At 65.7% G+C, this 13,040-nt stretch carries 8 protein-coding genes; 4 read left to right on the forward strand and 4 right to left on the reverse strand.

The features are described from left to right. Positions 1-98 precede the first annotated feature (98 nt). The 4 genes from kynA (at position 99) to BT173_RS13045 (ending at position 4,928) form a co-directional block, all read left to right on the forward strand. Complete coding sequence (gene kynA / locus BT173_RS13030) at positions 99-941, forward strand: tryptophan 2,3-dioxygenase (protein ID WP_072429105.1); 843 nt, start codon at positions 99-101, stop codon at positions 939-941. A 143-nt stretch (positions 942-1,084) separates the two neighbouring features. Next, entirely contained in the window at positions 1,085-2,230 is a 1,146-nt protein-coding gene (locus tag BT173_RS13035) for an HD-GYP domain-containing protein (RefSeq protein WP_072429106.1), read from the forward strand. 120 nt (positions 2,231-2,350) lie between these two features. Continuing rightward, the gene (locus BT173_RS13040) at positions 2,351-3,568 is read left to right on the forward strand and encodes an aminotransferase class V-fold PLP-dependent enzyme (protein WP_072429107.1); all 1,218 of its coding nucleotides are present in this window, start codon (positions 2,351-2,353) and stop codon (positions 3,566-3,568) included. Positions 3,569-3,626: 58 nt separating this feature from the next. Then, positions 3,627-4,928, forward strand: coding sequence for an MFS transporter (locus BT173_RS13045; RefSeq protein WP_084658560.1), 1,302 nt, complete (start codon positions 3,627-3,629; stop codon positions 4,926-4,928). Positions 4,929-5,001: 73 nt separating this feature from the next. Here the strand turns inward: BT173_RS13045 and BT173_RS13050 are convergent, their stop codons facing one another. The 4 genes from BT173_RS13050 to BT173_RS13065 all read right to left on the reverse strand — a co-directional run bounded on the left by BT173_RS13050 (position 5,002) and on the right by BT173_RS13065 (position 12,910). Next, entirely contained in the window at positions 5,002-7,596 is a 2,595-nt protein-coding gene (locus tag BT173_RS13050; protein ID WP_072429108.1) for a M1 family metallopeptidase, read from the reverse strand. Between the two features lie 124 nt (positions 7,597-7,720). Further along, on the reverse strand, positions 7,721-9,391 hold the full coding sequence (locus tag BT173_RS13055; RefSeq protein ID WP_084658563.1) for a phosphoethanolamine transferase: 1,671 nt from the start codon (positions 9,389-9,391) through the stop codon (positions 7,721-7,723). Between the two features lie 247 nt (positions 9,392-9,638). Further along, positions 9,639-10,553 carry a glycosyl hydrolase gene (locus BT173_RS13060; protein WP_072429109.1) on the reverse strand — a complete coding sequence of 305 codons (915 nt, stop codon included), beginning with the start codon at positions 10,551-10,553 and terminating at the stop codon, positions 9,639-9,641. Continuing rightward, positions 10,550-12,910, reverse strand: a complete 2,361-nt coding sequence (locus BT173_RS13065) for a di-heme oxidoredictase family protein (protein WP_084658566.1) — start codon at positions 12,908-12,910, stop codon at positions 10,550-10,552. The genes BT173_RS13060 and BT173_RS13065 overlap by 4 nt, the downstream gene beginning before the upstream one ends. Positions 12,911-13,040 lie beyond the last annotated feature (130 nt).

Here is a 13,040-nt window from a genome sequence, read left to right on the forward strand (position 1 = left end):
TGAATGATTCAAGTGAATCAATAGTGCATGCCTATGCCGCTTGAGCATCGCGCCCGGCCCGCGCATCATCCGGCACTTGTCTATTCAAGGTGCTTCCCATGCAAGCGAATCAGCGTGATCTCGAGGCCGGCATTCAGACCGATTTCAGCAACCGGCTCAGCTATGGCGGCTATCTACGCCTCGATCAGCTGCTGGCGGCCCAGCAGCCGCTGTCCAACCCGCCTCACCATGATGAGATGCTGTTCATCGTCCAGCATCAGGTATCCGAGCTATGGCTCAAACAGCTGATCCATGAGCTGCGCGCGGCGATTGCGCATGTGAACCAGGACGAGCTGGAACCCTGCTTCAAGATTCTGGCGCGCGCGAAGCTGATCCAGCAGCAGCTGTTCAATATGTGGGCGGTGCTGGAGACCATGACGCCGTCCGAATATGCGGAGTTCCGCCCGGTGCTGGGCCAGTCCTCGGGTTTCCAGTCCTATCAGTACCGCACGCTGGAATTCCTGCTCGGCAACAAGCACGCCGGCCAGGCCGAGGTGTTCAAGTACGACCCGACCCTGTATGCGCAGATCCAGCATGATCTGCACGCGCCCAGTCTGTGGGATGCCTTCCTGCAGCTCTTGGCGCGGCGTGGCCTGCCGGTGCCTGCTGAAAGCCTGCAGCGCGATTTCAGCCAGCCCTATAGCGCGCAGCCTGGCGTGGTGGCCGTGTTCAAGACCATCTACCAGCAGCCCAAGGCGCATTGGGAGGCGTATGAGATGGCCGAAAAGCTGGTGGATGTGGAAGAGGCCTTCCAACTTTGGCGTTTCCGGCATATGAAGACGGTAGAGCGCATCATCGGTTTCAAGCAAGGCACCGGCGGCTCGTCCGGGGTGGCTTTCCTGAAGCGCGCGCTGGAGCTGACCTTCTTCCCCGAGCTGTTCCAGGTGCGTAGCGAGCTGTAGCGGCATAGCTAGATATGCTCCTGTGATGGGTGCTTACCGTTAAGATCAGCGCAAGCGCCCCGGGCAAGGCTTTGCGGGCGTAGACACTTAGAAGCAGGCCGCTTGCACACGCTGCGCGGACCTGCGGTATCACAGGAGGAAGTATGGTTCTGCGTCGCATCCGCGCTGGCGAGCTGACGGCTGAGCAGCCGCTGCCTTGGCCGCTGTACAGCCAGCGCAATAATCTGATCTTGTCCGAAGGCAGCGTGCTCGCCAGCGAGGCGCTCGAGGCCCTGGTTGACCTGGGCCTATTTGTCGAGGCCACGCCGCTCTGGCAGCGCCCACCGCATACCCCCTTGCAGACCGTGCTGCACGCCACCGCGCGCATGGCCCAGCTGCTGGCCGCGCCCGAGGCGCAAGCCAATTTCACCGTCGCCATCCACCATGTGGTCGAGCTGATCGAGCAGGCCAGCCGGCGTAATCCGGCCGTGCTGACTGCCACCGCGCTTTTGCACCGCGGCGGCCCCAGCGCGGCACGCCATGCGGTCAATACCGCCTGCATCGTGGCCATTGTGCTGGAGGCTATGCAGGCCAGCGATACCAGCCGGCGCGGCATCCTGTCCGCCGCGCTGACCATGAATATCGGCATGCACGAGCTGCACGACGCGTTGGCGAATCAGTCCGGCCCGCTCAGCGCGCTTCAGCAGCTGATCGTGACCCGCCACCCGACGGTGGGCGCCGACAGGCTGGCTCAGCTGGGCGTAGTTGACCCGCTCTGGCTGCGCGCGGTGCTCGAACACCACGAGGCGGTGGATGGCAGTGGCTATCCGCAGGGCCTGCGTGGCGAACAGGTGAGTGCCGCCGCGCAGCTGATCGGCCTGGCCGACCTGTTCTGCGCGCGGGTGGGCGAGCGTGGTTATCGCGATGCCGACGATGCACGCCTGGTGCTGCGCGATGTGCTGATCGAGCGTGGCCGTCTATTCGATGGCCTGCAGGCCGCCTGGTTTATCCGCGCGCTCGGCGTCTACCCGATTGGCACGGTGGTGTTGCTGGCCAATGGCGAAGTGGGCGTGGTCAGCGCACACAGCGGCCTGGTCGATGCACCCTGGGTGCATGTGCTGCGCGCGCGTGATGGCAGTGCTTACGAGCAGCCGCTACAGCGTGAAACCCGCATCACCGAGTTCGCCATTGTCGATACCCTGAGCCCATCCAGCTTGCCGGTGGAAATTGACTTGGCTGCCATCTGGGGCGATGACGCGGCCGACTATCCGCTCGGCATCCCGACCCTGCTGGACGCCTTGCCCGGCTAGTTGCTAGCCTGCCGCGCTCGGCAAGCCGGGCGCGGCGGAGTAGCATGGCGCGCTGGCCAGTGCGGCTGCCTACCCGGCAGCCTGCGCTGTTGGTTCCTATCCGACCCGAGCGCTTTCTGCATGTCCTCTTCGCCTTCCGCTACCCGCATTGCCCAGGCCGTCAGCGCCTTGGGCACTGGTCCGCTGACTGAAACCGCCCTGCGCGAACACCTCTTCCCGCTGTTCAGCCAGGTGCTGGCGCGCGACAGCCGCGAAATCTACCTGGCCAACCATTCGCTTGGTCGCCCGCTCGATGCATTGGCCGGCGATGTGGCTGAGGGCCTGCAAGCCTGGTATGCCGAGCTGGATAACGCCTGGATGCCATGGTGGGATGAGATGCAGCGGTGGCGCGCCGCGACAGCCGCCGTGCTCAATGTGGCGCGTGCCGATGCCATCGTACCCAAGAGCAGTGCTGGCCAGGGCCTGCGCGCGGTGCTCAATAGCTATGCCGATGTGCCGCGCGTGCTGACCAGCAGCGGCGAGTTCGATTCCATCGACCATATCCTCAAGCAGTATGCCGCCAAGGGCCGTGCCGAAGTCGAATGGGTACCGGCGCGTGCCGATGGCCTGTTTCATGCCGAGGACCTGATCGCCCGCCTGGCCGGTGTCGATCTGGTGGTGGTGTCGCAGGTGTTCTTTGCCACCGGCCAAGTGCTGGAAGGCCTACCCGGCCTGATCGCCGCCGCGCATGCGCTTGGTGTGCGTGTGCTGGTCGATGTTTACCACAGCTATGGCGTGCTGCCGGTTGATCTGAGCGCGCTCGGGGCCGACTACGCGATTGGCGGCAGCTACAAATACCTGCGTGGCGGGCCGGGCGTGTGCTGGCTATATGTATCGCCCCTGGTGCTCGATAGCGGCCTCACTACGCTGGATACCGGCTGGTTCGCCAAGCTCGACCCGTTCAGCTACCAGCGCCCGATGCCGCCCGCCTTTGCGCCCGGTGGCGATGCCTGGCTGGAATCCACCTTCAACCCGCTCGGCTTCTACCAGGCCCGCTCGGGGCTGGCCTTGTTGAGCGCGATCGGCGTAGCGCGCCTGCGTGACTATTCGCTGCGCCAAAAGCAACTGTTGGCCGATGCGCTGGCCGAGCGCGGCATTGCCAGCTTTGGTGCCAGCGCCCATTACGGCGCCTTCCTTAGCATTCCGCATGCCGAGCCCATGCAGCTGGCCGAACGCCTGCGTGCGCTGGGGGTGAATGGCGATGCACGTTCGGCCGGCTTGCGCCTGTGCCCGGACCTGCTCAGCAGCGAAGCCCAGCTGATTGAGGCGGCCGAACGCCTGGCCTCCCTGCTGGCTTGACGATCAATCGGGCGGCCCCGCTAGCGGGGCCGGCTATCCCGCCTGGAAAACCAAGACGATGTTGAGTGCTACCCGCGAGCGCATGCGCCGCCTGGGCCGGCCAGTGCGTTTGCTGATGATCAGCGAAGTGCTGACGGTGTTCTCCCTGCTGGTCGGCCATCTGGCCGTGTCCTGGTGGGTGGCCGAGCAGGGCGGTGCCGCCCATCTGGCCATCTACGGCGTGGTGATGTCGGCCACCGCCTTCGTGTCCATGCCGCTGCTGTCGCCGTTGGCCGACCGTTACCCGAAGCGCACCCTGCTGGGCGCCGGCCTTAGCGTCTTCGTGCTGGAGACCTTGCTGCTCGCCAGCATGGTGCAATGGCTCGAGTACGCGCTGCTGCCGCTGGTGCTGCTGGAGATGGTGGCGGTGATGGCCCTGGCCGTCATGCAGCCGGCCGCGATGAGTATTGCCGCCGAGCTGGTGCCGCATGAGCAGCTGGCCGAGGCATTTGCGCTGCAGAAAAGCGCCCAGGCGCTCGGGCGCATGCTGGGCCCAGCCCTGTGCGGCTTGATCCTGGCCACGGCCGGTGTGCTGGCCGCGCTGTGGCTGCATGTGGCGCTGTTCGTGGTGGCGGCCTGGGCGGCATTCCGCATTCCTACCGGCTCGCACCGGGCGCCCAGCGAGGCACGCCACTGGGCGCGCGAGCTGACCGCCGGCCTGCGCGCCAAATGGGTGATCCCGGTCGAGCGTTACTGGACCATCCTTTCCTTCTTCACCATGTTGTTCTTCGGCCCGGCCATTGGCCTTCTGGTGCCGCTGCGCGTGCAGTCCCTGGGCTGGTCGGCCGCCTGGCTGGGCTGGTGCGAGGCCGCGCTGTCGGCCGGCATGCTGATCGGCGCGCTGTATGCCGCGCGCGCACTGACCGAGCGTTTCGGCCGCTATCCGATCGCGATTACCGCCCTGGCTGGCGAGGGCGTCGCCCTGGGGCTGGTTGGCATTCTTGATGCGCGCTATGCCTTGCCGCTGTGCTTTTTCTTCACTGGGCTGTGCCTCGCGTGCATGCAGCTGATCGGCCAGACCCATCGCATGCTGGCGGTGCCCGATCAGTTCCGTGGCCGCTTCAGCGCCTGCAATCTGATGGTCATGCATATGGCTGGTACGCTCGGTCCAGCCCTGGTCGGCATCCTGCTACTGCAGGCCGAGGTCGATCTCGTCTATCTGATCTGTGGCCTCGGCATGTTGCTCTGTGCGCTTTGCTACCCATGGCTGCCCGGCTTTCGCGCCTTTCTCTCGCTTGACCATGCCACGGCCAAGGACTGGTATGCACGCGAATACCCGCAGGCTTTTGCGGGCGAAGCAGGCCAAGCCAAGGCCGGCTAGCGCGGCCTGCCGCCATGGCCGGTCTTGCGGCTCAGGGCGGCAGAGCAGGGCGGGGCTAAGCCCGCCCCCCGCATCAAGGTGTGGCCAGGGCGGCCTGCAGATGAGCGGACTGTGCGGCACGGAAGGCTGCGCACAGCCGTATGCTTTCCAGGCTCTGGCGCAGAGTGGCCTCGCCGCCATCGTAGCGGCTGGCCTTGGGTCCGAAGAAGGCGGCCAGTTCCGCGGCCTTGTCCTCGCTGCAAAAGCCATTGAAGTCGCGCGGCAGGCCGCCGGGCGCATCCTTGGCCATGCGCTGGCTCAGCGCCGGGAATTCGCGCAGCACGAAGCGCAGCGCGCCCTCACGCAGGACAGCGTCCTCGTTCTGCACGCGTAGCATGCGGCGTGTTTCGCGCAGATCGTGGCGTGGGTTCAGCATCAGCTGGCGCGCGGCCTCGGCCAGCTCGGGCCGGCTGAAGCTGGCCAGTGCCGCATACAGATCGTCGCGCTCATTGCGGTTGCTGGTGCTTTCCACGGCCTGCAGCAAGGCATCGAACAGCGCGCGGTCGCCCTCCAGGGCGGCGCTGCGCAGCACCGTGCGGCGGCTGGCCGGGTCCAGGCTAGTCTTGTCGCGCAACCAAGCCTGGGTCAGCTTGCCGGCTTGATCGCGCAAGACGCGGTCCTGGCCGAGCTTGGCCACCTTCTCCAGCAGGGCGGCACGCAGCAGGCGGTCGTCCTCGCTATCGCCTGGCTTACTGAGCAGCCCCAGCGCCCGCGCGCGTTCACCAAACGCACGTTGCCAGCGCTGTGCATAGGCGGCCGCCTCGGCCGGCCCGATCAGTACCTCGGCCTTTAGCAGCAGATCGCGCGCGGCTTCTACCACTTCGCGGCGCTGGTGGCTGGCAAACTGCTCGGCCAGGTCGAGCGCATCGGCTAGCGGCAGATCACCCGATTCAGTCTGCGCGCCGGCATCGTTCAGGAGCGCCAGGGTTTCGTTCACATTCAGTGGCGCCTCGCGCAGCAGGGTACGCAATTGGCCCGGCGCATACACCGCGCGGTAGTAACCGACGCCGTTCACATTCGCCAGTACCCAAGCCGGGCAGCTGGCATCGGGCAGTGGCAGCTCGGCGCTGGCGCTTTTCAGCAGCAGCTGGGTCTGGCCGGCCGGGCTGCGCACGGTGAGCGGAATCTGCCAAAGCTGCTCGGCCTTGGCCTGCGAGCCCAGCGGCAGGAAGCGCGCCTGGCGGATGCGCAGGCGCGGCTGCGCGTCGCATAGCAGCTGCACATCGAGGCGCGGAATGCCCGGCTGTTCGATAAAGCTCGCGAAAGCTTCAGCCAGCTCGGCATCGCCGGCGCTCAGTGCGGCGATAAAGTCAGCCCCGGTGGCATTGCCCCAGGCATGGCGGTCCATATAGCGGCGCACACCGGCCTGAAAGCGCGCTTCACCCAGCCAGGTTTCGAACATGGCCAGCACCGTCTGGCCCTTGTCATAGGTAATGCCATCAAACGCGCCACCCAGGTCCTGGTTCACCAGTACCGGCTGGTGCACGCGCCGTGCCGACGCGAGCCGGTCCACGCGCATGGCATTGGCGCGCGAGAACTGCACGCTGCTATCCCAATGCCAGTCGGGCATCAGCCGCGCGGTGATCTTGTCGCCCATCCAGGAGGCAAACGACTCGTTTAGCCACAGATCGTCCCACCAGGCCATGGTCACGTAATTGCCAAACCACTGGTGGGCAAGCTCATGCGCGGCCACCGCCACATAGTCGCGCTTGAAACCGGCCGTCTCTTCTTCGGGCTTGGCCAGGATCAGGCCGGAGGCATAGGTGATCAGTCCGGCATTCTCCATTGCGCCAAAGCCCACCGTCAGCGGCAGCACCAGGCTGTCGAGCTTTTCATACGGGTAGGGCATGCCGAAATAGGCTTCCAGCTCGCGCACGATGGCCGGCGTCACGCTGGCCGCATAGCGGGCATCGGCTGCCCGGCCGCGCGGGGTGATGTAGCGCAGCGCGGTGTTGCCGACTTTGCCACCCGGCACGATATCGAAAGGGCCGACCCCGAAAGCGAGCAGATAGCTGGGCATGGGCTTGCTGGTCTGGAACTCGACCCGCTTCCAGCCCGGTTTGGTCTTCAGCTCGCGCAGCATGGGCGTATTGGCCACCGCAGTCAGCTGCTCGGGCACGGTCAGCGCCAGTGTCCACGGTACTTTCCAGCCCGGCTCGTCAAAGCTGGGGAAGGCCATGCGCGCGCTGGTCGCCTCGAACTGGGTAAACGCATACCAGTCGCCGCCCTCCTGCTGGCGGAACAGCCCGGCCACATCCTTGTCCTGAATCGCCCCGCCAAAACGCAGGCTGAGCTTGGCGCGCCCCTTGGGCAGGCGCTGGGCAAACTGCAGTTCGAGCAGATTATCGTCGAGCACCTTGGCGCGGGCCGGATAGCGGCGGCCGTCCATCTCGAGCTGGGCCGCATGCACGGCGATATCGGTCGCATTCAGGCGCAGCGTGCGGCTGGGCTTGCGCACTTCCAGGTCGATGACGACGTCGCCGCGATGGCGCGGCTGATTGGGGTTGACCTCGAGCGAGAGCTGATAGGCGAGCGGCACCGCCACATCGGGCAGGCGCATCGGGAGCGGTGCTGCCAGCGTGGGTAGTGCCAGCAAGGCGAGCAGGGCCAGGGTAGATAGCCGCTTCATGGTGCTTCCTCGGTGATTCGGCGCAAGCCGAAGAAGCGGGCGACTATAGCAAACCGGTGGGTATGCCAGTACAGGGGCATGCGCGGCTGTTGCGTGCTTCACCACAGCGCAGGCGGCGCACACGCTAGCTGCGGCAGTCGGCGCTCAGATCGTAATCGCGCGCATACACGCTGCTTTGCACATCCAGCATCCCTAGCACGGTATGGAACAGGTAGTCGTGGCTGATCGGTTTGTGGGCCTGGCGGGCCAGGCAGTCGGCCCTTAGAGCGAAGCTCTGCTGGTAGCCGGGGCTCAACCACATCAGCATCGGCACCTGGGTTTGCTGCGTGGGCGCGATGGCGCGCGGCAGCCCATGCAGGAAGACGCCGTTTTCGCCCAGCGATTCGCCGTGGTCGGAGACATAGATCAGTGCGGCGTCGTGGCTGGTCTGTGCACCGAGCAGCTGTATGGTCTGCGCGAGCAGGTGGTCGGTATAGCGCAGCGCGTTGTCGTAGCTGTTCACGATCTGCTCGCGCGTGCAGTCGCGCAGCTCGGCCGTATCGCAAGTCGGGGTGAATACGCGCTGGCTGGCCGGATAGCGCCGGTAATAGGCGGGGCCATGGTTACCCAGCTGGTGCAGCACGATGACCAGGCTGCCCGGGCTGGCGGCAATACGCGCGTCCAGATCCTTGAGCAGGATTTCGTCCAGGCAGTGCTCGCCCTCGCACAGCGCAGGGTCTTTGGCCGCATCGAGCTGTTCAAGCGGCAGGTCGCTGCACACGCCCTTGCAGCCGGATTGATTGTCGCGCCACAGCACGCCGAGCTTGGCGTGCTGCAGCACATGCAGCAGCGATTCATGCTGGCGGATGGCGCGCTCGTCGTAATCGTGCCGGCCGTAGGGCGAGAACATGCAGGGCAGCGAGACCTCGGTATTGGTACCGCAGGCGCTGACCGCGGGGAAGTTGATGATCGGGAGCTTGGCGAGTTCCGGCGTGGTCGGGCGCGCATAACCATTAAGCCCCCAGTTGGCGGCACGGGCGGTTTCGCCCACCACCACGACCAGCACGGCTGGCTTGCTGCGGCTGCGCCAGCTGGCACCCAGCTGCGCATCGGTGCCGACCGGCAGCTTGGGGCCGCTGGGCAGAGCACTCTCGGCCGCGGCCACGCGCAGGGTCGATACGATCAGATTGCCTGGGGTGATCAGATGGCGCAGTGCCTTGTGATTGCGCATCAGGGACGAGAAATCCTGGAATACCAGCAGGATGGCGCCGGCGGACAAGAGCAGGGCGGCCAGCACCCAGGCCAGGCGGCGCAAGGTGGCGCGCAGCACGGGGGCAGGGCGCAACTGCACGCGCCAGAGCAGGAGCAAGGGCAAGGCGCCGTAGGCGAGCAGATGGGTCAATAGACCCCAGTTGAACAGCTCGCTCGCCTCGCGCACATCGGTTTTCAGCAGATTGCGCAGCATGCTCGTGTCGAAATACACCTGGTAGCGCTGGGTGAAATAGCTGGCGGCGGCACTGGCCAGCACCGCGGTGGCCAGCAGCGGCTTGGCGCTCCAGCGATTGACCCAGGGGGCGAGCAGGGCGAAATGCAGGCCGAGCAGCGCCAGGCCCACGGCCAGCGTGAACAGCCAGCTCTGCCAGGCCCAGAATGGCCGCCCGCTCAGCGCGCCATGCCAGAAGCCGGCATTGCAGAACAGTACGAAGTAAGCGCATAGCAGCGCGGTCAGCGTCTCGCTGCTCAGGCGCGGGCGCTGGCTGAGCCAGCCCCAGCGGCTGGTCTGCAGTGGCGTGGGAAAGTGAAAGGAAAGCTGCATCGACCCATCCAGCCGGGCCGATGCGCACAACCCCCTTGGCCGGCCGCATCGCCCATTGGCAATGGCGGCTATTAGGCCATGGCTGGCTTAAGCAGCGCTTAAGGTGGCGCGCACGGGCTGACAGCGGCGTGCAGTAACCCAGACTGGCGTCTGGCTGGCACCGCAGCTAGCGGGTTTGCCTCGCCAGCACGCAAGGGCCGGGTGGCTTGCGGGTGCCACTCGGCCCTTGTGTATGCCTGACCCGGTCTTAGCGGAACGGCTGGGCCAGATAGTGCTCGCCCAGCTCGCTCAGCCGGCCTTCGCCGCCCAGCAGGCTGGTGTGGTGCACATCATTGGTCCAGCGCCCGGTAAACCACGCATAGCGGAATACATCGGCGCGTTGTTCGCACACCGCCACCATCTCGCTCATCTGCTGCTTTTGCTTGGCCAGGGTGTCGATCTGCGCACCGTCGGCCTGTGCGTGCCAGTTGGCAAACTCGGTCACCCAGAAGGGTTTGCCGTACTTGGCCAGGCGGTCGAGCTGACCGGCCAGGCCGTAGTCGTACCAGTGGAAGGCCAGGTAATCGATGCGCGGTGCTCGGCCGCCATTCGCGCCCGCATAGGCGGCCAGGAAGGCATCCATCCAGACGATAGGGTCTTCAAAGCCGGGCAGGGTGCCCCAGGTGATGGCCGGGCCGACCAGTTGCACCCCGGTGGCGGCCGCCACCGCCTCGTAACGCGGCCAGATGTCAGCCGCCTGGGCGGGGGTCAGATTGGCCTGGTCGCGCAGATTCGGCTCATTCATCAGCAGCAGATAGCGCACCGAGGGATTGGCCTGTAACCAGGCGATGACGGCGGCGGCATCGAAATTGCCGTTCCACAGCATCGGATAGAAGTCCATGCCATAGCGCTGGCGGTAGTCGGCCGGCAGGTTGGCGTGCGGGCGCGGGCTCCAGTTGTACCACCAGCTGACTCCGGACGAGAGGGCTGCCAGGTCGGCCGCGCTGGCCAGATCATAGGCAATGCCGCGCTTGGCGCTCTTGCGCGGGCTGGGCGGTGTTTCCGGCGTGGGTGTCGGGGCGGGCGTGGCCGCCGTGCCGCCATCGCCACCGCAGGCCGCCAGGCCTAGGGCAATGCTGGCAGCCAGCAGGAAGTCACGGCGGGTTTGCAGTAAGTGGCTCATAGCGAACTCACGAAGTCGAGGAGTTGTTGGCGTTCCTTGGCACTGAGCGCCTTGAAGCGCTCGCGGCTCTTGCTGGCCTGGCCGCCATGCCAAAGCACGGCTTCTTCCAGGTTGCGCGCGCGGCCGTCGTGCAGATAGCGGGTATTCGGATTGATGCTGGCCAGCAGACCCAGGCCCCATAGCGGCGCGGTACGCCATTCCTGCCCGCTGGCGCGGCCCTGCGGGTAGCTATCGGCCAGCTCGGGGCCCATATCGTGCAGCAGCAGGTCGGTATACGGCCGTATGGTCTGCTGGCGCAGCTCGGCAAAACGATGCTGGCTGCCGGTGTTCAGGCTGGCCACATGGCAGGCCGTGCAGCGGGCCGCGGCAAACAGCTGGCCGCCACGTGCCACATCCTGTTGCTTGGCCAGTTCAGCCGCTTCCTGTGCCGCAGTCGTGGCCGCACCCTGGCTCAGGATCTTGGTGGCCACGATGCCCTGCGGCTGCTGGCCAGCGAAGTGGCGCTGTGGCGGCACACCGAGCAGGCTCACATAACGGGTCAGCAGATCGATCTCGGCATCGCTGATTTCGGGGCCGGCGGCATCAGCAGTCCTGCAGGCACTACCACCATCGGCCAGACCGCATAGATGCTTGGGCTTGAGGCGGCTGGTCACGCCCATATCGCCGTTCAAGGCTTCTGCCGTCTGGTCGAGCACGCTGGCTGAGGTGGCGCGCCAGCCAAAACGACCGAGGCGCTGGATGGCGGGGTTAGCGAGGTCTGGCACCAGCTGCAGGCGGCCCACGGCGCCATCCGGGTCATGCTCGCTGGCCTTGGCCAGGGCGGCGATATCGGCTTCCGGCACCGCCTCCAGCAAGCCCATGCCGGCCAGATGCGGCGTGGCGCGTACCGACAAGCGGGCCGGCAGAGCCAGCGGCTTGCCATCCAGATCGCTGAGCGTGTAGTTGGGCTTCTGCAAGGTATAGCGCGTGCCATCGGCGTACTGGCCGTCCACGCTGCTGTAGCTGGCAATCTTCAACACGGCCTGGCGGCCGTCATGGGTCTTGTTGCCGTCCTGCACCAGGCCCATGGCAATGCGTCCGCCAAAGCGACCATCGATACGTAGCTGGCCGGCCGCATCGTTCTCGCCCGTCAGCACCACCATATTGCTGAGCGCGACACCGAGACCCGGCGAGCTCTTGCCATTATTGAAATGGCACTGGATGCAGGTGGCCTGCTGGAAGTTCGGTCCGGCCTTGTTCGCCACCTGGCTGAGCAAGGTGGGGTTGCCGGCTTCCATATGCGCGCCGTTCAGGAAGGAGGAATGGAATAGGCGGCGGCCTTCGGCAAAGCGCTGGATATTGCGCCCGGCGATATTGGTGCCGGCCTGCATCAGGTTCATTTCCGGCTCGTAGGATGCATCTTCGTGCAAGGTCATATTGCGCCCACCGGCTAGCGCGCTGTCTGGCATTAGCTTCGAATCCCAGGGAGTCTGCCCGGCGTTGCAGCAGGGGCCGCGCTGCCAGGCGCGCGCGCCGGGGCTGCCCATCTGGTAGACGATGGCATCGGCGTAATAGTTGAAGCGCCCGAGCGCATCACCCTGCTTACCAGCCAGGAAGATGCCCAGCTCGAACTCGACCAGATCACCCGCGCGCAGCTCGCGGCGCAGGCCGGGTGAGTAGCGTATCTCCTTGACCAGCACGAACTCGCCATCCTTGGGCGGCACGGCCAGGTCGGTGTCGTAATTGCTGTTTGGGTCGCCAGGCAGGCTGTCGTAATTGGCGAGCGGGGTTTTCAGCTCTTGGCCGCTTTTCAGGCTGAAGGCCGGCAGCAGTTTCATGCCGCCGTTATCGCCATACAGCGCCACCGCGGCCGGCCCTTGCGGGTCGTCATCGCGCCGGCCGATAAAGCCATGGCGGAAGTTGGTGCCATACCACCACCACTGCGGGCGCACCACCACGGTCAGCATGCGGTTATCCGGCTTGCCCGGTACTGCTTGGTCGTACAGCGTGATGTCGTGGGTGCGCCGCTCGAAGTAGTGCGGGGCGAACACTTGATAGAGGTCCTGGCCCAGATTGCTGGCCGCCTCGGACTGCTCGCGCGCATGGCGGTCGCGCACCCGGCCACCCAGGCGGCTGACCAGCGTGCCGTCGGCCAGCGTGTACTGGCTATGGGGCTCGGCATCATTCCAGCTCAGCGGCACATAGCTGTCACCGCTGGTGGGCGGGTTGCTCACCGGTGGCGTGCTGCTGGGTGGGGCGCTGCTGCCGGTGTCACCACCGCCGCCTCCGCAGGCGCTCAGGCCGAGTAATCCAATCAATAAGCCGACCAGCAGCCGGCCGCCCAACAGCCAAGCGGCCGGGGAAGTTTGCCTATCCATAACATCTCACCTCGTGATGGCGATTGGGTGCACCGATTGTTCTTCTTCCCCGTCACGGCGATGTACGTGCGAGGAAATGTAAGTAAGTTGTAAGCATTTGCTATGCCAATGTCGTAACTGAGATTGACAG

The sequence above is a fragment of the Chitinimonas taiwanensis DSM 18899 genome, assembly GCF_900119825.1.
Taxonomy (GTDB): Bacteria; Pseudomonadota; Gammaproteobacteria; order Burkholderiales; family Chitinimonadaceae; genus Chitinimonas; species Chitinimonas taiwanensis.

What these genes read in the sequence shown, in the direction of transcription:
- BT173_RS13055 (WP_084658563.1), bottom strand. Translation starts at nt 9,391, where the DNA reads ATGCAGCTTTCCTTTCACTTTCCCACGCCACTGCAGACCAGCCGCTGG.
- BT173_RS13060 (WP_072429109.1), bottom strand. Translation starts at nt 10,553, where the DNA reads ATGAGCCACTTACTGCAAACCCGCCGTGACTTCCTGCTGGCTGCCAGC.
- BT173_RS13035 (WP_072429106.1), top strand. Translation starts at nt 1,085, where the DNA reads ATGGTTCTGCGTCGCATCCGCGCTGGCGAGCTGACGGCTGAGCAGCCG.
- BT173_RS13065 (WP_084658566.1), bottom strand. Translation starts at nt 12,910, where the DNA reads ATGGATAGGCAAACTTCCCCGGCCGCTTGGCTGTTGGGCGGCCGGCTG.
- BT173_RS13040 (WP_072429107.1), top strand. Translation starts at nt 2,351, where the DNA reads ATGTCCTCTTCGCCTTCCGCTACCCGCATTGCCCAGGCCGTCAGCGCC.
- BT173_RS13050 (WP_072429108.1), bottom strand. Translation starts at nt 7,596, where the DNA reads ATGAAGCGGCTATCTACCCTGGCCCTGCTCGCCTTGCTGGCACTACCC.
- kynA (WP_072429105.1), top strand. Translation starts at nt 99, where the DNA reads ATGCAAGCGAATCAGCGTGATCTCGAGGCCGGCATTCAGACCGATTTC.
- BT173_RS13045 (WP_084658560.1), top strand. Translation starts at nt 3,627, where the DNA reads ATGTTGAGTGCTACCCGCGAGCGCATGCGCCGCCTGGGCCGGCCAGTG.